Genomic DNA, 20,438 nt, shown 5'->3' on the forward strand with positions numbered 1-20,438 from the left:
AAGCCACGATGAAACGCGTCAGCGCCGTTCGAGCAACGCGTAGGCGAACGCCTGGCAGGTGCCGGCGGGCGTGGTGTGCTGCTCGGACCGTTGGTCGAGCAGGCGGAATGCGGGGCCGAGCAGGGCGGCAATGTCGCCGGCGGAGCGCCGCGCGACCGGCAGCCCGCTGCAGCGCTCCGGACCGTCCAGGGCGAAACCCCCGATCACGGCATGGCCGCCCGGCCGCACGGCGCGCGCCGCCTGTGCGGCATAGCGTGCGGTTTGCGTCGGCGAGGTGAGGAAATGCAGCACGGCGCGGTCGTGCCAGAGATCGAACGCGGCAGGCGCGAGGTCGGCGTCAAGAAGATCGGTGGCGAGCCAGCGCACCGCCTCGCCGCGCGGACCCAGGCGTTCGCGCGCGACGTCTAGGGCCGCTTGCGAAAGATCCAGCACGGTGATGTCGCCTAGCCCCTGCGCGAGCAGGTCATCGACCAGCGTGGAGGCGCCGCCGCCCACGTCGACCACCCGCGTGGAAGCACCCAGGCCGACCTGGCGCAGCAAGGCCAGCGACACGTCCAGGTGCGGGCGATACCAGCTCACCGCCTGGGCGGAGCGGGTGCGGTAGACCCCTTCCCAGTGCGCCTGCTCGCCGGACATGTCAGCCGGCAGCCCAGCGCCGCACCGCCTCCGCAAAGGCCAGGCAATCGGCGTGGCGGTTGTAGAGCGGGGCGGGGGAAATGCGGATGACGTCCGGCTCGCGCCAGTCGCCAATAACGCCATTGGCCATCAGGTACTCGAAGAGCGCGCGCCCACGGGCGCGGCCGCCGAGCACGCGGATCGACAATTGGGCGCCACGGCGCGCCGGGTCGGCAGGCGTGACGATGTCCAGCACGTCGGGCAACTGCGTACGCACCAGCCATTCGAGATAGCCGGTCAGCTCGAGCGACTTTTCGCGCAGCCGCGCCATGCCGGCGCGGCGGAAGAGCTCCAGCGACACACGCAGCGGCGCCAGCGCCAGGATCGGCGGGTTGGACAGCTGCCACCCGTCCGCGCCGGGCGTGGGCTCGAACTGCGGACCCATCTGGAAGCGCGTGGTCTTGTCATGCCCCCACCAGCCGGCGAAGCGCGGCAACGCTGCGCGCGCATGGCGCTCGTGCACGAACGCGCCACCAACGGCGCCGGGGCCGGAATTCAAATACTTGTAGCTGCACCAGATCGCGAAATCCGCGTCGCTGTCGTGCAGCTGCAGCGGCAGGTTGCCGACGGCATGGGCGAGGTCGAACCCGACCTGGCAACCCTGTGCGTGGGCTAGGCGGGCGATCGCCTTCAGGTCGAACGCCTGGCCGGTGCGGTACTGCACACCCGGGAGCATCACCAGCGCGGTACGCGCGCCGTGTTCGGCCAGGGCGCGCTCGAAGGCCGCATCCGAGATCGTGCCGTTGGGCTCGTCCGGCTCCAGCTCGATCAGCGAGGTGGCCGGGTCGTAGCCGTGGAAGCGGATCTGCGATTCGACCGCATAGCGATCGGTGGGGAAGGCGCCGGCTTCGATCAGGATCGCGTAGCGCTCGGGCGAGGGGCGGTAGAAGCTCACCATCATCAGGTGCAGGTTCACGCCCAGCGTGTTCATCGCAACGACTTCGGACGGTAGCGCGCCGACCACCTGCGCCAGGTCGTCGCGCACGAACTCGTGGTAGTCCATCCAGGGCAAGCGGCCCTTGAAATGGCCTTCCACGCCCAACTCGCCCCAGTAGTCCAGCTCCGCTGCAACCGAGTCGCGCACCGCGCGCGGCTGCAGACCCAGCGAGTTGCCGCAGAAGTAGTTCGAATCGCGGCCTTCGTGCGGAGGAATCAGGAACTCGTCGCGGAACGCGCGCAGCGGGTCGGCTTCATCGGCGGCGGCCGCCCACGTGGCGGAGGCCTGGTAGTGCGTCATCCTTGGAACCTCATCGGGCCAGGTCGGCGGCGACCGCGTCGCAGCCCTTGTCAAATGCGGTCGCCCAGGCGGCGCCGGCCTCGCTGCGGGCCGGTCGGGCGCAACGCAGGCGGACCGCGTGGTTGTTCTTGAACCAGAACCGCTCGTCGTAGCGGTAGGCCGTACCGTGTTCCTGCGCGGTATAGGCCTGGCTGTTGGGGCCCTCTGGGTTGCCGATAGCCTTGTAACCGTCCAGCCCCTTTGCCTTGCGGGTGGCGTTGCCCACGTACCGGTTGAAAGCGGCCAGGTCGCCGACCGGCTCCACTTCCACCGTGACCGAGGCGAGGTTGTCGCGGGCGGTGGGCGAGGGGTCTGGCACCTGGAACACGCGCATTTCGGGCACGCCCTGGGTTTCCATGATCGTGACCCAGTTGTCCGGCGTGCTGAAGGCGACATCGCCACCGGCCATGCTCACATTGGTGGCGCAGGCGGGACCGGCCAGCAGCAGGGCGCCGGCCAGGAAGAAGCTGCGGTAGAGGTTCATGAACGCTCCGGGATAGATGCCTGGGGGACAAATCGCTGCAAGGGCAGGCCCAGCCATTCCAGTGCGGTGCCGTGGAACAACCGAGCACGGTCCGCTTCATCCAGCCTCAAGGCCTCGATGCCGCTGCCGGGCTCCTGTTCGCCCAGCGGGAAAGGATAGTCGGTGCCCAGCATCACGCGATCGACGCCGGTCACATCCAGGAGATACCGCAGCGCCCGCTCGTCGTGCACGCAGGAGTCGAAATACAGACGTTTCAAGTACTCGCGCGGGTTGCGCGGGTTGTCGGTAGCGACCAGGTCCGGGCGCATGCGGAAGCCATGCTCGATGCGGCCGATCGACCAGGGAAAGCTGCCGCCGCCGTGGGCCAGCATGATGCGCAGCTTCGGCAACCGCTCCAGCACCCCGCCGAAGGCCAGGCAGCAGCCGGCGCGCGACTGCTCGGCGGGCATGCCGACCAGCCAGGGCATCCAGTACTTGGGCATCGTGTCGGTGCCCATCATGTCCCATGGATGGACCAGGATCGCCGCGCCAAGGTCCGCGGCCGCCTCGAAGAACGGGAACAGCTCCGGCGCGTCCAGGTTCCAGTCGTTGCAATGCGACCCGATCTGCACGCCCTGCAGGCCCAGTTCGTCGATGCAGCGTTCCAGCTCGCGGATGGCCAGCTCCGGCGCCTGCAGCGGCACGGTGCCGATCCCCGCGTAGTGGCGCGGGTAGTCCTGGCACATCTGCGCCATGTGGTCGTTCAGGTGCCGATGCAGCTCCAGCGCCTGGTAGCCGGGCGCCCAGTAGGAAAACAGCACCGGCACGGTGGAAATGACCTGCACGTCCACGCCGAAGCGGGCGTAGTCGTCGATGCGGGTCTGCGGATCGAACGCCGAATCCCACACTTCGCGGAAAAACTTGCCGTCCTTGTAGATGCGGTGGCGACCGTCGGTGTGGGTCATGACCGGGAAGCGGTCATTGCCGTATTTGGCGGCCAGGTTGGGCCAGTCGCGTGGCAGGATGTGCGCGTGGGTGTCGATCTTGAGCATCGGGCGAGTCTAGCAGGGCGGTCGCGGCGATCCCGTAGTGCGAAAACCCGGCCCACTTCCCGTCGTTGACGGGCCTTTGGCCTATACTTTTCCCAGCGGCCGAGTCTGGCCGCGTCCGGGATCGGCCCCAGCCGGTCCGCGGCCATCGGGGCGGGAAGGGACCACCACAGCCGTGAACACCAGTGTCGATGTGACGCGACTGCTGCATTCGGCGCAGGCGGGCGATACCGCCGCGCTGGAGGAAGCGCTGCGCCAGATGTACGCGGCGCTGCACCGGCTGGCCGGCGCGCAGCTGCGCCGCAACACCAGCGAGCGCACCCTTAGCGCCACCGCCCTGGTCAACGAGGCCTACCTGAAGGTGTTCGGCGGCAACAGCCCGCCGCAATGGGAAAGCCGCGGCCACCTGCTCGGCGTGGCCGCAAGGGCGATGCGCGAGGTGCTGGTCGATTCGGCCCGACGCCGCCAGGCGGCCAAGCGCCCGCAGGACTGCGACCGCATCGAGCTGTCCGAAATCTCCGGTTCGCTGATGCCCGACGTCGACTACGTGGGCCTGCTCGACGCGCTGGACACGCTGGAGCAGATCGACCCGCGCCAGGCCAGCATCGTCTCCATGCGGTTCTTCGTCGGCCTGAGCGCCGAGCAGATCGCCGCCGCCTTGGGTATCTCCGCCACTACCGTGCAACGCGAGTGGCGCCTGGCGCGTGCCTGGCTGCAGCGCGAACTGCAGGCCTGAGGCCGACGCGCAGGCCTATCGGCCTTCTTTGCAGGAACCCTCTCGTAGACGATGCCCTCCCGAGTGGCAGGGGAGAGCTTGCCCACAATCGAGTTCTTGCGGGAGCCGTCCCGACCGTGTTTTCTATGTGAACGCCAACTGAACGGATCGTTCATCTCCGTGGCCGATCCGTGAAGGGCCCCACGCACTAGAACAGTGGGAAGGCGTTAGCCCGCCCTTTGCCACGCCAGTCGGAAAGAGCCGCAAGCGGAACGGTCCCGTTCCGCGACGCCCGTGCCGTCGACGCGCTGCAGGGACGTGTGCGCGCTGCGCCGCGTGTCCGCGGGCGTGCCCTCAGGCGTCGCGTTCCAACCGGAAGACCTCAAGTCCCAGGAGACAGCCGCAATGGCCAAGCAAAGCAGTCAGAAGTTCATCGCGCGCAACCGCGCACCGCGGGTGCAGATCGAGTATGACGTCGAGGTCTACGGCGCACAGAAGAAGGTGCAGGTGCCGTTCGTGATGGGCGTCATGTCCGACCTGTCCGGCGCCAACAACGCCGAACTGCCGCCGATCGAGGACCGCAAGGCGCTGGAGATCGACGTCGACAACTTCGACAGCCGCCTGCAGTCGATGAAGCCGCGCGTGTCCTTCGCGGTGCCCAACACGCTGACCGGCGAGGGCAACCTCAGCGTCGACATCACCTTCGAGAGCATGGACGACTTCTCGCCCGCCGCCGTGGCGCGCCGGGTCGCCCCGGTCGCCAAGCTGCTCGAGGCCCGCACGCAACTGGCCAACCTCAATACCTACATGGACGGCAAGGCCGGCGCGGAGAAGCTGATCGCCCAGGCGATCAACGATCCGGCCCTGCTGCAGTCGCTGGTCTCGGCCGCCAAGCCGAGCGACGGGGAGTAAGCACATGTCCACCGAGACCCTGGCCGAACGCGGCCAAGCCACCGAAACCCTCGAAGCCGGCGACTTCGCCGCGCTGCTGAGCAAGGAATTCAAGCCCAAGAGCGAGCGCGCGAAGGAAGAGGTCGAGTCGGCCGTGCGCACGCTCGCCGAGCAGGTGCTGAGCAAGTCCGATGTGGTGTCCGACGACGTCGCCCAGACGATCAACGCCTACATCGCCGAGATCGACCGCAAGCTCAGCGAGCAGATCAACCAGATCATGCACCACGCCGATTTCCAGAAGCTGGAAAGCGCCTGGCGCGGCCTGCACTACCTGGTCAACAACACCGAGACCGACCAGCTCCTGAAGATCCGCGTCATGAACATCTCCAAGAAGGAGCTGGGCAAGACGCTCAAGCGCTACAAGGGCACCGCCTGGGACCAGAGCCCGATCTTCAAGAAGATGTACGAAGAGGAATATGGCCAGCTCGGCGGCGAGCCGTACGGCTGCCTGGTCGGCGACTACTACTTCGACCACAGCCCGCAGGACGTCGAGCTGCTGGGCGGCATCGCCCAGGTGGCGGCCGCCGCGCACGCGCCGTTCCTGGCCGCGGCCAACTCCAGCCTGATGGGCATGGAGAGCTGGAACGAGCTGTCCAACCCGCGCGACCTGGCCAAGATCTTCTCCACGCCCGACTACGCCTCCTGGCGTTCGCTGCGTGAGTCGGACGACGCCAAGTACTTGGGCCTGGCGATGCCGCGCACGCTCTCGCGCCTGCCCTACGGTGCCGCCACCAACCCGGTGGAGGAGTTCGACTTCGAGGAAGACACCGCCGGTGCCGATTCCTCCAAGTACACGTGGCAGAACGCCGCCTACGCGATGGCGGTGAACATCAACCGCTCGTTCAAGGCCTACGGCTGGTGCTCGCGCATCCGCGGCATCGAGTCCGGCGGCGCGGTCGAAGGCCTGCCGGTGCACGCCTTCCCGACCGACGACGGCGGCGTGGACATGAAGTGCCCGACCGAGATCGCCATCACCGACCGCCGTTCGGCGGAGCTGGACAAGATGGGCCTGATGCCGCTGGTGCATCGCAAGAACTCGGACATGGCCGCCTTCATCAGCGCCCAGTCGCTGGCCAAGCCGGAGGAGTACGACGATCCGGACGCCACCGCCAACGCCGCGCTGAGCTGCCGCCTGCCGTACATGTTCGCCTGCTGCCGCTTCGCGCATTACCTGAAGTGCATCGTGCGCGACAAGATCGGCTCCTTCAGCGACCGCGAGCAGATGCAGAACTGGCTGACCAACTGGGTCATGCAGTACGTCGACGGCGACCCGGCCAACTCCAGCGAGGAGACCAAGGCGCGCAAGCCGCTGTCGGCCGCCGAAGTGGTGGTGGAAGAGGTCGAGGGCGCACCGGGCTACTACACCTCCAAGTTCTTCCTCAAGCCGCATTACCAGCTCGAGGGTCTCACCGTGTCGCTGCGGCTGGTCTCGCGCCTGCCGTCGGCTGCCAAGGCCTGACGCTCAACGACCGGCGATGGCGGCGCATGCCGCCATCGCCGTGTCGCATGCGCCAACCGGCGAAGTTCCACCCGCACCGCAGCAAGACGATCCGAAGGGCAGGGACGCGTCCCGCCGGCGGTATCGAACATCCATCACGAAACGTAGGGAGAAGGTTTCATGGCATTCGACATGCACATCAAGTTCGGCGCCGGCAAGGTCAAGATCGAAGGCGCGTCCAACCACAAGAAGCACAAGGGCGAGGTGCCGATCCTTGCCTGGTCGTGGGGCGTGAGCAACACCGGCGACCTGCATACCGGCGGTGGCTCGGCCAGCGGCGGCAAGGCCCACGTGCAGGACATCTCGATCACCAAGTACGTCGACGGCTGCTCCAACGCGCTGCTGGACGCGGTCTGCACGGGCGGTCGCATGGACCAGGCCTGGCTGTACGTCACCAACGCCACCGGTGAGCAGACCGACTTCCTCACCATCGAGCTCTCCGAGGGCGTGCTGGTGACCTCCGTGTCGACCGGCGGCAGCGGCGGCGAAGATCGCCTGACCGAGAACATCACCCTGCACTTTGGCAAGTTCAAGTACTCGTTCCAGCCGCAGGACGACAAGGGTGCCAAGCAGGGCGGCGCCAAGGAATTCACCTACGACATCCAGGGCGTGGCCAAGGCCTGATCCTGACCTGCAACGCCTTCCCAGGCGTACCGGAAACCTCCAGGGGCGTGACCATGACACCCGAGAACATGCTGAAGGAAGGTCGCCTGGACGAGGCGTTGCAGGGCCTCACCTCGCAGGTGCGGAACAACCCGGCGGACGCGCGCTGCCGGGTGTTCCTGTTCCAGCTGCTGGCCCTGCTCGGCCAGTGGGACCGCGCACAGGCGCAGCTGAAGGTCAGCGGCGAGCTGGACGTGAACAACACCCTGATGGCCGGCGCCTATGCGCAGGCCCTGCGGGGCGAAATGATGCGCGTCGGCGTGCTCGCCGGCGAGCGCATGCCTTCGGTGGTGGGCGAGCCGTCCCAGTGGATGGCGCTGCTGCTGCAGGCGCTCAGGCTCGATGCACAGGGGCAGCACACGCAAGCGGCGCCGCTGCGTGAACAGGCCTTCGAACTGGCGCCGACCGTGTCGGGCGAGATCGACGGCGAGGCATTCGAATGGATCGCCGACGCGGACCCGCGTTTCGGTCCATGCCTGGAAATGGTGGTCAACGGCGGTTATGCCTGGGTGCCGTTCGACCGCTTGAAGCAACTGGTTTTCGAAGCGCCCACCGACCTGCGCGACAAGATCTGGGCGCCGGTACAGGTGACCTGGAGCAACGGCGGCCAGGCGGTCGGCTTCGTGCCGTGCCGCTACCCGGCCTCGGAGCGTTCGGCCGATGCCGAACTGGTGCTCGCGCGTCGTACCGATTGGGAGGAACGCGATTCCGGCCTGGTCGTCGGGCTGGGCCAGCGCATGCTCGCGACCGACGCGGGCGAATACTCGCTGCTGGACGTGCGCTCCATCGTTTTCAATACCGATCCAGCCGCCTGATGGCCGAGCTGACCACCCAGGAGCGCTTGCAGCCCTCGTTGCTCGACCGGCTGACCGACGAGGAGCCGGGCAAGGCCGACGAGAGCCGCGAGAAGCGGGTGATCTCCGCCACGCGCCTGCGCGATTGCGTGGCGCGAGACATTTCCTGGCTGCTCAACTGCGTGAACCTCGGCAGCGGCGTGGAGCTGGACGATTATCCGGAAGTGGCCCGCTCGGTACTCAATTTCGGCATCCCGGACCTGACCGGCATGGCGCTCTCGGGCGTCGATGCGAGCGTCCTGCAGCGCCAGCTGCGCGAGGCGCTGATCGCGTTCGAACCACGCCTGACCGGGAGCACGCTGCGCGTGGCCGTCAACACCGACGGCAAGCGCATGGACCAGCAGTCGCTGGTCTTCAACATCGAATCGGAAATGTGGGCCCAGCCGATTCCGCTGAACCTCTATCTCAAGACCGAGATCGACCTGGAAACCGGTCGCTTCAGCGTTTCCGAGAGCCTGGGCTGAAGCCATGGATCCGCGCCTGCTCCGCTACTACAACCGCGAACTGCAGCACGTGCGCGAGATGGGCGGGGAGTTCGCGCGCGAGTACCCGAAGATCGCCGGCCGCCTGGGCCTGGAAGGCTTCGAATGCGCCGACCCCTACGTCGAGCGCCTGCTTGAGGGCTTTGCCTTCCTCGCCGCACGCGTGCAGCTGAAGCTCGATGCGCAGCAGCCGGTGTTCACCCAGCACCTGATGGAGATGGTGTACCCGCATTATCTCGCCCCCGTGCCGTCGATGGCGGTGGTGGAGATGGCGGCGGACCTGAAGGAAAGCGCGCTGGTCGGCGGCCACGTGGTGCCGCGCCACACCGCCCTGCGCAGCCTGACTGGCCGTGATGACCGCACTGCCTGCGAATACCGCACGGCGCACGATGTCACGCTCTGGCCGCTCAAGCTCACCGAGGCAAAGTATTTCGATACGCCAGCGGCCATCGCCGCTGCGGGCGTGTCCATTCCTGCGGACCGCACCGTACGGGCCGGCCTGCGCCTTAAGTTCGCGGTCACCGCCGGCGCGCAGGCCAACCTGCTGGCGATGGACGAACTGCCGATCTTCCTGGCCGGTGCCGACGAGTTGCCCAAGCGTCTGTACGAACAGTTGCTCGGCAATGTCGCGGGCGTGGCGGTGCGCGCCAAGGGCGAGGGTGGCATCTCCAGCACCTGGCTCGAACCGGGCAGCATCAAGCCCAAGGGCTTCGACGACGCCGAGGCGATGATTCCCTACAGCGGCCGCTCCTTCAGCGGCTACCGGCTGCTGCAGGAGTACTTCGCCTGTCCCGAGCGCTTCCTGTTCGCCGTGTTCACCGGCCTGCGCCAGGCGCTGGCCCGGGCGCAGGGCAACGAGTTCGAGATCGTGGTGCTGTTCGACCGCAGCGTCAGCCGCCTGCACAACGCGGTGGACGCAGGCAACTTCCGGCTGTTCTGCACGCCGGCGGTAAACCTGTTCCCGCGCCGCGCCGATCGCATCCACCTGCAACAGGGTCGCACCGAATACCACGTGCTGGCCGACCGCACGCGACCGATGGATTTCGAGATCCATTCGATCGGCAACGTCGAAGGCTTCGGCGACAGCCAGGAGCCCGAGCAGCGCTTCCAGGCCTTCTATGGCTGCGATGAGCGCACCTGGCAGGGCGGGCACGGCGCGTTCTACACGGTGCGGCGCGAGCCCCGCCAACTGTCGTCGCGGCAGAAGCTGCAGGGCGCGCGCTCCAGCTACGTCGGCAGCGAACTGTTCATCGCGCTGGTCGATGGCAGCGAGGCGCCGTATTCCAGCCGCCTGCGCCAGGTCGGCATGCAGCTGATGTGCACCAACCGCGACCTGCCGCTGCAGATGCCGGTGGGCAAATCGCATACCGACTTCACGCTGGACATCGGCGCACCGGTCGAATCGGTGCGTTGTGTCGCCGGACCGACCAAGCCGCGAGCCGCGGTCGCTGGCGGCGAGACCGCCTGGCGGCTGCTCAGCCACCTGCAGCTGAATTACGTTTCGCTGCTGGGCGAAGGCAACGCCGATGGCGCCGCTGCGCTGCGCGAGATGCTCACGCTCTACTGCGACGAGTTCGACTCGGCCGCGCGCCGGCAGATCGACGGCATCAAGGCGGTTGGCTCGCAATCGATCGTGCGGCGCATTCCTGTGCCGGGCCCCATCAGCTTCGGCCGCGGCCTGGAAATCACACTGACCTGCGACGAAGGCGCCTTCGAAGGTACGGGCGCCTTCCTGCTCGGTTCGGTCATGCAACATTTCTTCGCACGCTACGTCTCGATCAACTCCTTCACCGAGACGGTGCTGCGCACCCTGGAACGCAACGAGGTCGCCCGATGGCCGGCACGGCTGGGCTCGCGCCAGACGCTGTAGCGCTCGAGCGCGCGCTCGAGGAGCGGCCGGGGGACTTCGATTTCTTCGAAGCGATCCGGCAACTTGAGTGCGCGCATCCGACGCGGCCGCGGCTGGGCGAATCGACCAAGCCGTCGGAAGATTTCGTGCGGCTTTGCCAAACGCCGTCACTGGCCTTCGCGCCGAACACCATCGGCGATTACCGGCCGGCCGCGGAAGGCCGGCCGGCCCGTATGCGTGCGTTGTTTTTCGGCCTGTTCGGACCCAATGCGCCGCTGCCGCTGCACCTGACCGAATATGCGATCGACCGCGAGCGGAACGCGCGCGACACCACGCTGATCGCCTTCGCCGACGTCTTCCACCACCGCATGGCGAGCCTGTTCTACCGCGCCTGGGCCAACGCCCAGCCGACGGTGCAGGCCGACCGACCCTCGCAGGACCGCTTCCGTCTCTACACCGGCGCGCTGGTGGGGCTGGCGACGCCGGGTCTGGACGGCCGCGACGCCCTGCCGGATGACTTCAAGCGCTTTTTCGCCGGCCACATGCTGGCGCACACGCGCAACGCCGAAGGCCTGCGCAGCCTGCTGCAGCACTTCTTCGCTATTCCAGTGCGCGTGGTCGAGTTCGTCGCCGAATGGATGCGCCTGCCGCGCGAGGCGTACCTGCGTCTGGGCCGCTCGACCGAAGTGGCTTGCCTGGGCCGCACGGCGGTCATTGGCGGGAACGTCTGGGGCGCGCAGCAGCGCTTCCGCCTGCGCCTGGGACCGCTCAAGCGCAACCAGTTCGAGCATTTCCTCCCCGGTGGCGCTGCGCTGGCGCAATTGGTGGCGGCCGTACGCAGCTACATCGGCGACGAGAAGGCCTGGGACGTGCAGCTGGTGCTCGCGCACGACCAGGTGCCGGCGATGCGGCTGGGGCAGGGTGGTCGGTTGGGGCTCACCTCCTGGCTGGGCCAGCGCGCCGCGCGCACGGACGCAGACGACGTCGTACTGAAACCGGTGGGCTGACGCCCGCCATAGCGAACATCAGACCGGGCCGCCATGCGGGCCGCAGCAAACGCGAAGGGAAGAAACATCATGGCCGAGATCAGTCGCAGCGCCCTGTTCGGGAAACTCAACAAGCTCGCGTACCGGGGCATCGAAAGCGCCACCGTTTTCTGCAAGCTGCGCGGCAATCCCTATGTGGAGCTGGTGCACTGGATTCACCAGATCCTGCAGCTGCAGGACTCGGACCTGCACCGCATCGTCAAGCAGTTCAACATCAACCCGTCGAACCTCGCGCGCGACGTCACCGACGCGCTGGACAAGCTGCCGCGCGGCTCGACCACGATTACCGACCTGTCCTCCAATGTCGAGGAAGCGGTCGAGCGCGGCTGGGTGTTCGCCACGCTCATGTTCGGCGAGGCGCAGGTGCGCACCGGTTACCTGTTGGTCGGCGTGGTCCGCACGCGCCATCTGCGCAACGCGCTGATCGCCATCTCGCCCGAATTCGACAAGATCAAGCCCGAGACGCTGGTGGAGAAGTTCGCCGAAGTCGTTGCCGGCTCGCCCGAGGACGGCCAGAGCGCGAGCGACGGCTTCCAGATGGGCGGTGCGGTGCCTGGCGAGGCCAGCGGCGCGATGGGCCCGGCGCAGATGGGCAAGCAGGAGGCGCTCAAGCAGTTCACCGTCGACCTCACCGAGCAGGCCCGCAACGGCAAGATCGACCCGATCGTCGGGCGCGACGAGGAAATCCGCCAGGTCGTCGACATCCTGATGCGCCGCCGCCAGAACAACCCGATGCTGGTCGGCGAGGCGGGCGTGGGCAAGACCGCGGTGGTCGAAGGTTTCGCCCTGCGCATCGCCCAGGGCGACGTGCCGCCGCAGCTCAAGGACGTCGAGCTGCGCACGCTGGACGTGGGCCTGCTGCAGGCGGGCGCCAGCATGAAGGGCGAGTTCGAGAACCGCCTGCGCCAGGTCATCGAGGAAGTGCAGTCGAGCCCGAAGCCGATCATCCTGTTCATCGACGAAGCCCACACGCTGGTCGGCGCCGGCGGCGCGGCCGGCACCGGTGACGCGGCCAACCTGCTCAAGCCGGCGCTCGCGCGCGGCAACCTGCGCACGGTCGGCGCCACCACCTGGGCCGAGTACAAGAAGCACATCGAAAAGGACCCCGCGCTGACGCGCCGCTTCCAGACCGTGCAGGTCGACGAGCCGAGCGAGGAGAAGGGCATCCTGATGATGCGTGGCGTCGCCAGCGTGATGGAAAAGCACCACCGCGTGCAGATCCTGGACGAGGCATTGGAAGCGGCGGTCAAGCTCTCGCACCGCTACATCCCGGCGCGCCAGCTGCCGGACAAGGCGGTGAGCCTGCTCGACACCGCGTGCGCGCGCGTGGCGATCAGCCAGCACGCCGTGCCGCCGGAAGTGGACGACACCCGCAAGCGCATCCAGGCGCTGGAAACCGAGCTGGCCATCATCGCCCGCGAGAAGACCGTCGGCGTGGACGTGGCCGAACGCGAGGCGTCGGCCGGCGAGAAGCTCGCCATCGCCAAGGCGCGGCTCGAAACACTGGAGATCAACTGGCAGGTCGAGAAGGGCCTGGTCGAGAAAATCCTGGCCATTCGCGCCCGCCTGCGCGGCGACGCGGCGCCGGTCGAGGGCACCGGCAGCGCGCTGGAGCAGGCGGCCAACGCCGAGGCTGGCGAGGTTGCCGTGGCAAGCGCCGCGCTGACCGACGCCGAACGCGCGACCGCACTGGAGGAATTGAAGGGCCTGCAGGCGCAACTGGCCGAATTGCAGGGTGAGAGCCCGCTGATCCTGCCCACCGTCGACTACGTGGCGGTCGGTTCGGTGGTGTCGGACTGGACCGGCATCCCGGTCGGCCGCATGGTCAAGAGCGAGCTCGAGACCGTCATGAACCTGCCCAGCCTGATGGGCAAGCGCGTGATCGGCCAGGACCACGCGATGGAGATGATCGCCAAGCGCATCCAGACCTCGCGCGCGGGCCTGGACAACCCCAACAAGCCGATCGGCGTGTTCATGCTGGCCGGCACCTCGGGCGTGGGCAAGACCGAAACCGCGCTGGCGCTGGCCGAAGCGCTCTACGGCGGCGAGCAGAACATCATCACCATCAACATGAGCGAGTTCCAGGAGGCGCACACGGTCTCCACGCTCAAGGGCGCCCCCCCGGGCTACGTAGGTTACGGCGAGGGCGGTGTGCTGACCGAGGCGGTGCGCCGCAAGCCGTACTCCGTGGTGTTGCTGGACGAGGTCGAGAAGGCCCATCCGGACGTGCACGAGATCTTCTTCCAGGTGTTCGACAAGGGTGTCATGGAGGACGGCGAAGGCCGCCAGATCGATTTCAAGAACACGCTGATCCTGCTCACCACCAATGCCGGCACCGACCTGATCGCCGGCCTGTGCCAGGACCCGGACCTGATGCCCGAGCCTGAGGGCATCGCCAAGGCGTTGCGCGAGCCGCTGCTGAAGGTGTTCCCTCCGGCGCTGCTGGGCCGTCTGGTGACGATTCCGTACTACCCGTTGAGCCCGGAGATGCTGGGCAAGATCGTCGAGCTGCAATTGGGTCGTATCAAGAAGCGCATCGAGGCGCGCTACAAGATTCCGTTCGAGTACGACGAAGCCGTGGTCAAGCTGGTGGTCAGCCGCTGCACCGAGAGCGAATCGGGCGGCCGCATGATCGACGCGATCCTGACCAATACGATGCTTCCGGATATCAGTCGCGAATTCCTCACCCGGATGATCGAAGGACGGCCGGTAGCCGGCGTCCAGGTGAGTGTGAAGGAAGGGGACTTCGACTACGCCTTTGCCTGAGTTCGGCGCGGGCTACCTGCAGGACGCCATCGAGGACATATGAGCCACAACTTTTCCGAAGAATACAAACGCGCCCGACAGTCGGTGCTGGGCGGCAAGTTCAGCAGTGACGCCGATGCCATGCTGAAGAAGCTCAAATCGCTCATGGGCGAGGATGGCTTCGACGACACCCAGAGCGCCGCGCTTTCCAGTTTCCACAAGGCCATCAACCTCGGCGATTGGAGCCTCAAGAGCCTGTTCGGTGGCGGGGAGAACATGGAACCGGCCCAGCGGGTCCTGGCCATGGCCAACGCCTACGCGACCAAAGGCAAGACGCGCAGCTACACCGGCGGCGCGGATGTAGCCGCCGCTTCGGCCGCGCTGAAGTTGCTGCTGCACACCGATTTCCTGGCCAAGAAGGGGGCGAGCGGCTTTTGGGTCGTCAACACGCCCGCGAAGTACAAGAACTGGCCGAGCGTGGAACTGGCGACCCTTGGGAGCGACGAACGCGCCTTGCTGTCCCGAGTGGCGGACAAGCGCGAGTATTTCTCCTCCTCGCAGAAAAAATACATGGCCGACGGCGCCCAGCTCGCACGCGCGCAGGTGCAGAAGGCGTTGATGGCACTGTCCGGCAAGGGCAAAGGCGAGGAACTGGTCAAACGCTGGTTCGAAACGGAGGATACCTCCGCCACCGACCTGGCCAAGATCACCTCGGATCTTGCCGCGGGGCTGAAGAAGGTCCAGAACACGCTGCTCTCCAACCGCCTCATCTTTACCGATTGCCCGTTCTTCCGTGGCGACGACATGGAGCAATCCGAGGCGTTCGTGTTCTCGGGCGGCTGGAAGGACAAGCAAAAGGTGGTCTACATAGAGAAGGGCTTCTTCGCCAAAGGCGGCAACGTGCTTTCCGGCCGCGCCAACTGGGCTCGGGTCATCATCCACGAGCTGACCCATTCGGAGCTCGACACGGAAGACTACCCGCAGAACAATTCCTACGGGTGGCAGGGTATCAACCCCAAGGACAGCAAGTTCAAGGGCAACAAGGCCGTGCTCAATGCGGAAAATTGGGCCTATTTCGTGGTGGACGCCGCCGGCGGCCTTACCCCGTCCGAGCGCGCCGAAGCACTGAGGCTGCCGTGAACGGCCAGCGGTCGCGAGGACGCCTGCGTCTCGTTGCGCTGGTACTGGCCGGTGCGTTGCCGATCGCGTCGTGTGCGGGCGGCCTTTCCGGCGCCCAGGAATCCAACACTAAGGAGATCCCCATGAGTTCCCCCTTCGATCAACCCCCGATGGTTTCGGGCAGCCGCGGCCGTCCACCGGCGGTGGCCCCCGTCGTCCACGACGGCGTGCGCTATGAACAGGTGAAGAATTTGACCGCCGAAGGGCTGGCCCCGGGCGGCTATGTGGTGGCCACGGAGGTGGACTCCGGCAAGCGGTTGTGGATCAGCCGGCTGTATGAATCGAAAGTCGATCCGAACATCGAAGCTGACGTGCAGTGGTCGTTTTTCAAGAGCATGCGTCTGGACGCCAGTCGGGGTGCGCTGATCGTCGAGGATGAGAAAGGGCGCAGCTACCAGGTCGACCTCGCCGACGGCCGCGTGCACTGATGGCGTAACAAGTCGCCGCCATGTGCGTGGGGCGGGACGTCGTATGAGTGCACGCGTGCCCGGTACGTGGCCAGCCCGCGCGGTCGCCATGCTGGTTTGCATGTGGGGACTTCTGCTGGCCCTCCGGGCGCGTGCATCGACCAAACACCCATGCCGCCCGACTCACTGTCCACCGACGAGGCGCACACCGTGAACGATCACATGCCTGTTTCCAGCCGCCCGTCTTCTGGCGCCGTTGCGTCCATCGCCCGGGACGGCGTGCGCTACGAACAGGACATGCAGAGTTACCGCCACGGTGGCGTCCAGTCGGGCGGCTACCTGGTCGCTATCGACCAGGCGATGGGGGAGCGCCGATGGATGCTCGAGGTGTACGGGGTGCCAGGCCAGGAGGCCGTCGGCGTGAGCACGCCTGGACGCTGCTTCAAGAGCACGCAACTGCTGCCGGACGGTCAGCGGATCGAGATCCAGGGCGAAGTCGGCGGAAAATACGGGATGGATCTGCGCGAGCGCCCCTCTACGTGGAAAAGCGGCCCCGATTCCGTCCATAAGTCGCGCGAAGGCCAATGAATTTTCCACCGGACCCAACACCGGTCGCAGCGCGCGGTCGTGGCCGTCCGCCGGAGCTGCCGCCGGTCGTCCACGATGGCGTCCGCTACGAACAGTTGAAGAACCTGGCGGCTGAAGGCCTTTTGCCAGGAGGCTACGTGGTGGCGACCGACATCGGGTCCGGGAAGCGGCTGTGGGTCAAGCGCCTGTATGCGTCGCCCGTCGGTCCGGGCATCGAAACGGGCGTGGAATGGACGTTCTTCAGGAACATGAGCATCGATGCCATGCGCGGCCTGCTCGTGGTGGAGGACGAGAGGGGGCGCATCCATCGTGTCGGCCTTGCCGACGCCCGGGTGTGCTGATGTTGGAGAACCAGTGCCGGCGCGACACGTGCCGTCGGTGTCCGATCAAGGGAGCGTGGCATGCCAAAAGAAGGCGAGATCGTAAGCGCGGTAAGCATTCCGCGCGAGGGTGGTGGCGGATGGACCGAAAAGGGGTCGGCGAGCTGCTTCAAGATCATCTCCGGCAGTGCGAAGACGGCGATCAGCGCCGCGGCCAAGCACGGTTGCACGGACCACGCGGAGATGAGGGCATTGTCCTGTGTCACCGCCACCCAACTGGGGAACGTGAGACTGGATCAGAACGCCTTTCCCTGTGAGAAATGCCACGCGGCTCTGCTGGAGCTGTCCGCAAGCTGCACGATAAGCATCGAGGTGACGGCCAACAAGGGGGAATACAACCGCTGCCACAGGATAAGTGGCCTGACCGTCGAAGAGGTGCCCGTGACCATCCTGTATCAGGCCGGCCACGCTTCCTACAACGGTACGCGCGACGACCACAGGATTCATGCGTAGACCGCATGCAGCCTGAGCCTTTCGCGCTGGGAAGCTGCGCGCGCATCGTTCGCCAGAGCCGGGAGACGACATGGGCGTTCCATCCGAAGTATTCGAAGACCTCTACGACGACAACCAGAAGACGTCTGCCTACGGATGGTCCCCGCGCGTGGCGGCGACGCAGAACGGCAATTGGGACCCCGTGCTCAATGCCGTGGTGCAGCTGAGCACCCAGTTCGGGAGCAATGGCACCGTCGACGATGCGCGCGACTGGGCCTTCCGCGACATCACCGGGTTGTCCAAATGGAAGAAGAGTGAGGCAAGTGGCATCCATGCCGAGGTGCTGATTATCCGTGCGTGGATTGCCATGGGGGTGATCAACCAGGGGTTGTCCATCCCGCAGGCGACAGCTGCATTGCAGGGAAGGGCCATTTACGCGTCACAGCCGGCCTGCTGGTGCTGTCATGCACTGATGGGCCAGTTGGGCATCGTCCGTGGCAATGATGCGCTGGGCAAGAAGCCGCTGAGCGGATGGCGTCATCCACTGGGCGGACGCACCGTCCCCAATAGCGCGTTGCCCACGCAATCCTCGTCCATCAATGCGACATGGCTCAATGGCTCGATCAACTACTGAGAGCGGAAACGCGATTGCTGCTCGAGGCGGCCGACCACCTGGCGGCTGGCCTGACGGTGACGCACGTGAGGGTTGAGGCCGGGAAAACGGGCTGCAGCGAAGGATTGGCGACTTCTATGCGGCTCGGCGGCGGACGCGGTAATCAGGATCGAACACGAGGTGCGACACCGGGACAGCCAGGCGCGGCCATGGATGCGTTCCCCGGCCACTGGAAACGGACCCAATACTGGCGTACCGGGAACGATTGAACGGAAGCTTCATCGCGCCAGGCCCGGCGCCCTCGGGGATCGCGGCGCCGCGCAGGATGGGACAGACAAACATCAATTCGGGGGAAACGGTATGCCGACTGCCAAACTGAGTCGCGAAGAATTTCTGGCGCTGGGCGAGCTCGCCAAGGCGCGCCGGCAACTGCTGGTCAACATGTTCGCCGGGACCCAGCTGAAATTCGGCCTGACGAGCCGGCTGTCCACCGCCAAGGAACTTCTCTCCAGCGGCAAGAAGGTCGTGTCCTCGACCCAGAAGCTGGCCAAGGGCGGCAAGACGGTCGGCAAACTGGCCAGCCTGCCGGGCATGAGGGAAGCGGTCAGCGACTTCATCGTCGAGTGCGCCGACGTCGCCGGCATCGAAGACGTCATCGAGGCGGTGTCCGGCGAGGTCCTGTCAGAGCTGGTGGCCGAGATCACCCCGTACCTGGGTGTCGTTACCAGTGGCGTGAAGCTCGTCAAGGCCGGCAAGGCCGTAGCCCAGGACGGCTACAACCTCTACAAGAGTTCGGACTACAAGCAGGGCTTCCGGCCGGGCGACCCCCTGGCCGCGGCGGAGGCGATCCAGGCGATCATCAAGCGCGACCTGGCGCGACACTCGGTGAAGCTGGGGCAGCAGAGCGTGGCCACGGGTGCCAAGATCGCCGGCCTGTTCGCCGACTTCGGCACCGCCACCACCGCCGGCATCGGCGCGGCCAATGCGCTGGCCAGCCTGGGACTGCAGCTGTTCTCGCTGGGCCTGGACATCAAGGACATGCGTGCGGGCAACAAGCGCCTGGCCACGCCGAACACGCTGGACCTGACCGTTTTCAACGAGTGCCCCGTGCTGGGTTGTTACCTGCTGACCTGCGCCGACACCTCGTCGGTGGCGAACATGTTCGTCGCGGACATCGGCCTGCCGGGCTGGATGGATCGCGTGGAGCAGATGAAGAAGAAACAGATGGACCCGATGCTCAAGATAGCCAGCAAGGACATCCAGGGATCGCGCCTGCAGCTGGAGGGGCTTGCCAGCAACAAGGGCACGCATACCAAGAAGGGCTTCTTCGCCGGGGTCAAGAGCAAGGCGCTCAAACAAGTCGGGCTGGCCTGACTCGCGGTGCCTGCCGACACCCCTGGCGCGTGCAGGCGTTTGCCCCACTTGGCTCCGCAGGCCAGCCCAAGGAGGCGTGACCGGATTTGCTCGCGTTTTACGAATTCACGTAATAGGCGTCGTTGGCCAGCCCGGCCGGCGGGCCACCGCCAGGGGAGCTACCGGTCGATCGGTGGCTGAAATCCAGGATGGCTGCCTTTCGCGGTAGAACCGGTGCTGCCGATGGTCGCCATTGGCGGGCCGGATACGGCGATTTCCGCTCGCCTTGCCGGGGCGGGCAACTTTCCAGTCGAGGAACCGCATGCAACCTGCCGCCCGCCTCACCGACATGCACGTCTGCCCGATGGTCACCGGCGTAGTGCCCCACGTGGGCGGCCCGATCACGGCGCCGGGCGCCCCGAAGGTGCTGATCGGCGGCCTGCCGGCCGCCCGCCTGGGCGACATGGCGACCTGCGTGGGCCCGCCCGACAGCATCATCCTGGGATCGCCGAAGGTCCTGATCGGTGGCCAGCCCGCTGCACGCATGGGCGACAGCTGCGCCCATGGCGGCACCATCGTGCTGGGCTGCTTCACGGTGTTGATCGCTTGATGCGAGGCGTCGCCAGGCGCGGGCGCCGGAGTTCACCGCGCAGGCTGGCGGCGGTCCTGGTCGCGCTGGCCGTATTTTGGTCGCTTGGGTTGCCTGGGGTGCGCGCCATGGGGTCGTTCGATCGGCTGGTCCTGTTTTCCGAAGTGCATGGGACGGTGTTGCGGGACGGCCAACCCGTCGCCGGCGCGGAGCTCGTCCAGAAGGTGATCTGGTCGGACGACCCGGGAGAGATTCCGCCGCAGCGCGCGACCCCCGACGCGACCGGCGCTTTTCGCTTCCCGGCCATCGAACGGGGCGCCGGCCTGCGCCGGATGATCCCTGCCCAGCCGATGATGCTGCAGACCATCACCATCCATGTCGAAGGCCAGCATTACCTCGCCTGGCGCTACGGAAAGGATTCCTACGACAACCGGTCGGAACTTGGCGGGCGGCCGCTGAACCTGGTCTGCGAATTGACGCGCGCGCCCGAACACGAGGGCAAGCATTACGGAATCTGCAAGGCCGTGTGACACCCACGCGGCCTGGGCGACGTCTTCAAAGGATGACGAGCGGATGGCAACGCAACTCTCACCAGCGCAGGCGGCCGAAATCGCCAGCAGCACGTACCTGA

General features: G+C 66.6%; 22 protein-coding genes. 18 read left to right on the forward strand and 4 right to left on the reverse strand.

Annotated elements, in window-relative coordinates; all coding sequences use genetic code 11:
- Window positions 1-18: 18 nt before the first annotated feature.
- Genes ACFWZ1_RS06255 through ACFWZ1_RS06270 form a run of 4 tightly spaced genes read right to left on the reverse strand, consistent with a single transcriptional unit; the run spans window position 19 to window position 3,466 of the window.
- Window positions 19-636, reverse strand: coding sequence for a class I SAM-dependent methyltransferase (locus ACFWZ1_RS06255; RefSeq protein ID WP_439665791.1), 618 nt, complete (start codon window positions 634-636; stop codon window positions 19-21).
- A gap of 1 nt (window position 637) precedes the next feature.
- On the reverse strand, window positions 638-1,912 hold the full coding sequence (gene kynU / locus ACFWZ1_RS06260) for a kynureninase (protein WP_439665792.1): 1,275 nt from the start codon (window positions 1,910-1,912) through the stop codon (window positions 638-640).
- Window positions 1,913-1,922: 10 nt separating this feature from the next.
- On the reverse strand, window positions 1,923-2,435 hold the full coding sequence (locus tag ACFWZ1_RS06265) for a hypothetical protein (protein ID WP_439665793.1): 513 nt from the start codon (window positions 2,433-2,435) through the stop codon (window positions 1,923-1,925).
- Window positions 2,432-3,466 (reverse strand): amidohydrolase family protein, encoded by a 1,035-nt coding sequence (locus ACFWZ1_RS06270; protein ID WP_231324718.1) that lies wholly within the window; start codon window positions 3,464-3,466, stop codon window positions 2,432-2,434. Before ACFWZ1_RS06270 ends, ACFWZ1_RS06265 begins: the two co-directional genes overlap by 4 nt.
- Before the next feature lie 172 nt (window positions 3,467-3,638).
- Here ACFWZ1_RS06270 and ACFWZ1_RS06275 point away from each other — a divergent pair, with 172 nt between their 5' ends.
- From ACFWZ1_RS06275 to ACFWZ1_RS06360, 18 genes are all read left to right on the forward strand, one after another.
- Complete coding sequence (locus ACFWZ1_RS06275; RefSeq protein WP_439665794.1) at window positions 3,639-4,199, forward strand: ECF-type sigma factor; 561 nt, start codon at window positions 3,639-3,641, stop codon at window positions 4,197-4,199.
- 384 nt (window positions 4,200-4,583) lie between these two features.
- Window positions 4,584-5,090: a type VI secretion system contractile sheath small subunit gene (tssB, locus tag ACFWZ1_RS06280; RefSeq protein ID WP_231324722.1), complete on the forward strand. Its 507-nt coding sequence runs from the start codon at window positions 4,584-4,586 to the stop codon at window positions 5,088-5,090.
- 4 nt (window positions 5,091-5,094) lie between these two features.
- On the forward strand, window positions 5,095-6,588 hold the full coding sequence (tssC, locus tag ACFWZ1_RS06285; RefSeq protein ID WP_231324724.1) for a type VI secretion system contractile sheath large subunit: 1,494 nt from the start codon (window positions 5,095-5,097) through the stop codon (window positions 6,586-6,588).
- A gap of 159 nt (window positions 6,589-6,747) precedes the next feature.
- The gene (locus ACFWZ1_RS06290; RefSeq protein ID WP_231324726.1) at window positions 6,748-7,251 is read left to right on the forward strand and encodes an Hcp family type VI secretion system effector; all 504 of its coding nucleotides are present in this window, start codon (window positions 6,748-6,750) and stop codon (window positions 7,249-7,251) included.
- A 53-nt stretch (window positions 7,252-7,304) separates the two neighbouring features.
- The gene (locus ACFWZ1_RS06295; RefSeq protein WP_425600825.1) at window positions 7,305-8,105 is read left to right on the forward strand and encodes a type VI secretion system accessory protein TagJ; all 801 of its coding nucleotides are present in this window, start codon (window positions 7,305-7,307) and stop codon (window positions 8,103-8,105) included.
- The gene (gene tssE, locus ACFWZ1_RS06300) at window positions 8,105-8,608 is read left to right on the forward strand and encodes a type VI secretion system baseplate subunit TssE (RefSeq protein WP_231324730.1); all 504 of its coding nucleotides are present in this window, start codon (window positions 8,105-8,107) and stop codon (window positions 8,606-8,608) included. Before ACFWZ1_RS06295 ends, tssE begins: the two co-directional genes overlap by 1 nt.
- A gap of 4 nt (window positions 8,609-8,612) precedes the next feature.
- Window positions 8,613-10,496, forward strand: a complete 1,884-nt coding sequence (gene tssF, locus ACFWZ1_RS06305) for a type VI secretion system baseplate subunit TssF (protein ID WP_439665795.1) — start codon at window positions 8,613-8,615, stop codon at window positions 10,494-10,496.
- Entirely contained in the window at window positions 10,460-11,482 is a 1,023-nt protein-coding gene (gene tssG, locus ACFWZ1_RS06310; RefSeq protein ID WP_439665796.1) for a type VI secretion system baseplate subunit TssG, read from the forward strand. Before tssF ends, tssG begins: the two co-directional genes overlap by 37 nt.
- Window positions 11,483-11,551: 69 nt before the next feature.
- Window positions 11,552-14,287 carry a type VI secretion system ATPase TssH gene (tssH, locus tag ACFWZ1_RS06315; protein ID WP_439665797.1) on the forward strand — a complete coding sequence of 912 codons (2,736 nt, stop codon included), beginning with the start codon at window positions 11,552-11,554 and terminating at the stop codon, window positions 14,285-14,287.
- A 39-nt stretch (window positions 14,288-14,326) separates the two neighbouring features.
- The gene (locus ACFWZ1_RS06320) at window positions 14,327-15,406 is read left to right on the forward strand and encodes a M35 family metallo-endopeptidase (RefSeq protein WP_231324738.1); all 1,080 of its coding nucleotides are present in this window, start codon (window positions 14,327-14,329) and stop codon (window positions 15,404-15,406) included.
- Between the two features lie 122 nt (window positions 15,407-15,528).
- On the forward strand, window positions 15,529-15,873 hold the full coding sequence (locus ACFWZ1_RS06325; protein WP_439665798.1) for a hypothetical protein: 345 nt from the start codon (window positions 15,529-15,531) through the stop codon (window positions 15,871-15,873).
- 150 nt (window positions 15,874-16,023) lie between these two features.
- The gene (locus ACFWZ1_RS06330) at window positions 16,024-16,440 is read left to right on the forward strand and encodes a hypothetical protein (protein ID WP_439665799.1); all 417 of its coding nucleotides are present in this window, start codon (window positions 16,024-16,026) and stop codon (window positions 16,438-16,440) included.
- Window positions 16,437-16,781, forward strand: a complete 345-nt coding sequence (locus tag ACFWZ1_RS06335) for a hypothetical protein (protein WP_439665800.1) — start codon at window positions 16,437-16,439, stop codon at window positions 16,779-16,781. The genes ACFWZ1_RS06330 and ACFWZ1_RS06335 overlap by 4 nt, the downstream gene beginning before the upstream one ends.
- Before the next feature lie 60 nt (window positions 16,782-16,841).
- Window positions 16,842-17,273, forward strand: a complete 432-nt coding sequence (locus tag ACFWZ1_RS06340) for a hypothetical protein (RefSeq protein WP_439665801.1) — start codon at window positions 16,842-16,844, stop codon at window positions 17,271-17,273.
- 70 nt (window positions 17,274-17,343) lie between these two features.
- A complete protein-coding gene (locus ACFWZ1_RS06345) occupies window positions 17,344-17,886 on the forward strand; it encodes a hypothetical protein (protein ID WP_439665802.1) in 543 nt (180 codons plus the stop codon).
- Window positions 17,887-18,225: 339 nt separating this feature from the next.
- The gene (locus ACFWZ1_RS06350) at window positions 18,226-19,239 is read left to right on the forward strand and encodes a hypothetical protein (protein ID WP_439665803.1); all 1,014 of its coding nucleotides are present in this window, start codon (window positions 18,226-18,228) and stop codon (window positions 19,237-19,239) included.
- A gap of 301 nt (window positions 19,240-19,540) precedes the next feature.
- Entirely contained in the window at window positions 19,541-19,828 is a 288-nt protein-coding gene (locus ACFWZ1_RS06355) for a PAAR domain-containing protein (RefSeq protein ID WP_439665804.1), read from the forward strand.
- Window positions 19,828-20,337: a DUF6795 domain-containing protein gene (locus ACFWZ1_RS06360; protein ID WP_439665805.1), complete on the forward strand. Its 510-nt coding sequence runs from the start codon at window positions 19,828-19,830 to the stop codon at window positions 20,335-20,337. The genes ACFWZ1_RS06355 and ACFWZ1_RS06360 overlap by 1 nt, the downstream gene beginning before the upstream one ends.
- The last annotated feature ends 101 nt before the right edge of the window (window positions 20,338-20,438 follow it).

The organism is Frateuria sp. GZRe14 (assembly GCF_051900395.1).
In the GTDB taxonomy this organism is placed as follows: Bacteria; Pseudomonadota; Gammaproteobacteria; order Xanthomonadales; family Rhodanobacteraceae; genus Frateuria_A; species Frateuria_A edaphi.

Excerpts from the sequence above, each read along its gene's own strand:
- ACFWZ1_RS06335 (WP_439665800.1), top strand. The coding sequence starts at position 16,437 with ATGAATTTTCCACCGGACCCAACACCGGTCGCAGCGCGCGGTCGTGGC.
- kynU (WP_439665792.1), bottom strand. The coding sequence starts at position 1,912 with ATGACGCACTACCAGGCCTCCGCCACGTGGGCGGCCGCCGCCGATGAA.
- ACFWZ1_RS06345 (WP_439665802.1), top strand. The coding sequence starts at position 17,344 with ATGGGCGTTCCATCCGAAGTATTCGAAGACCTCTACGACGACAACCAG.
- tssE (WP_231324730.1), top strand. The coding sequence starts at position 8,105 with ATGGCCGAGCTGACCACCCAGGAGCGCTTGCAGCCCTCGTTGCTCGAC.
- ACFWZ1_RS06255 (WP_439665791.1), bottom strand. The coding sequence starts at position 636 with ATGTCCGGCGAGCAGGCGCACTGGGAAGGGGTCTACCGCACCCGCTCC.
- ACFWZ1_RS06330 (WP_439665799.1), top strand. The coding sequence starts at position 16,024 with ATGCCGCCCGACTCACTGTCCACCGACGAGGCGCACACCGTGAACGAT.
- tssG (WP_439665796.1), top strand. The coding sequence starts at position 10,460 with ATGGCCGGCACGGCTGGGCTCGCGCCAGACGCTGTAGCGCTCGAGCGC.
- ACFWZ1_RS06355 (WP_439665804.1), top strand. The coding sequence starts at position 19,541 with ATGCAACCTGCCGCCCGCCTCACCGACATGCACGTCTGCCCGATGGTC.
- ACFWZ1_RS06265 (WP_439665793.1), bottom strand. The coding sequence starts at position 2,435 with ATGAACCTCTACCGCAGCTTCTTCCTGGCCGGCGCCCTGCTGCTGGCC.
- tssH (WP_439665797.1), top strand. The coding sequence starts at position 11,552 with ATGGCCGAGATCAGTCGCAGCGCCCTGTTCGGGAAACTCAACAAGCTC.
- ACFWZ1_RS06325 (WP_439665798.1), top strand. The coding sequence starts at position 15,529 with ATGAGTTCCCCCTTCGATCAACCCCCGATGGTTTCGGGCAGCCGCGGC.
- ACFWZ1_RS06320 (WP_231324738.1), top strand. The coding sequence starts at position 14,327 with ATGAGCCACAACTTTTCCGAAGAATACAAACGCGCCCGACAGTCGGTG.
- ACFWZ1_RS06360 (WP_439665805.1), top strand. The coding sequence starts at position 19,828 with ATGCGAGGCGTCGCCAGGCGCGGGCGCCGGAGTTCACCGCGCAGGCTG.
- tssC (WP_231324724.1), top strand. The coding sequence starts at position 5,095 with ATGTCCACCGAGACCCTGGCCGAACGCGGCCAAGCCACCGAAACCCTC.
- tssF (WP_439665795.1), top strand. The coding sequence starts at position 8,613 with ATGGATCCGCGCCTGCTCCGCTACTACAACCGCGAACTGCAGCACGTG.
- ACFWZ1_RS06295 (WP_425600825.1), top strand. The coding sequence starts at position 7,305 with ATGACACCCGAGAACATGCTGAAGGAAGGTCGCCTGGACGAGGCGTTG.
- ACFWZ1_RS06270 (WP_231324718.1), bottom strand. The coding sequence starts at position 3,466 with ATGCTCAAGATCGACACCCACGCGCACATCCTGCCACGCGACTGGCCC.
- ACFWZ1_RS06290 (WP_231324726.1), top strand. The coding sequence starts at position 6,748 with ATGGCATTCGACATGCACATCAAGTTCGGCGCCGGCAAGGTCAAGATC.
- ACFWZ1_RS06340 (WP_439665801.1), top strand. The coding sequence starts at position 16,842 with ATGCCAAAAGAAGGCGAGATCGTAAGCGCGGTAAGCATTCCGCGCGAG.
- ACFWZ1_RS06350 (WP_439665803.1), top strand. The coding sequence starts at position 18,226 with ATGCCGACTGCCAAACTGAGTCGCGAAGAATTTCTGGCGCTGGGCGAG.
- tssB (WP_231324722.1), top strand. The coding sequence starts at position 4,584 with ATGGCCAAGCAAAGCAGTCAGAAGTTCATCGCGCGCAACCGCGCACCG.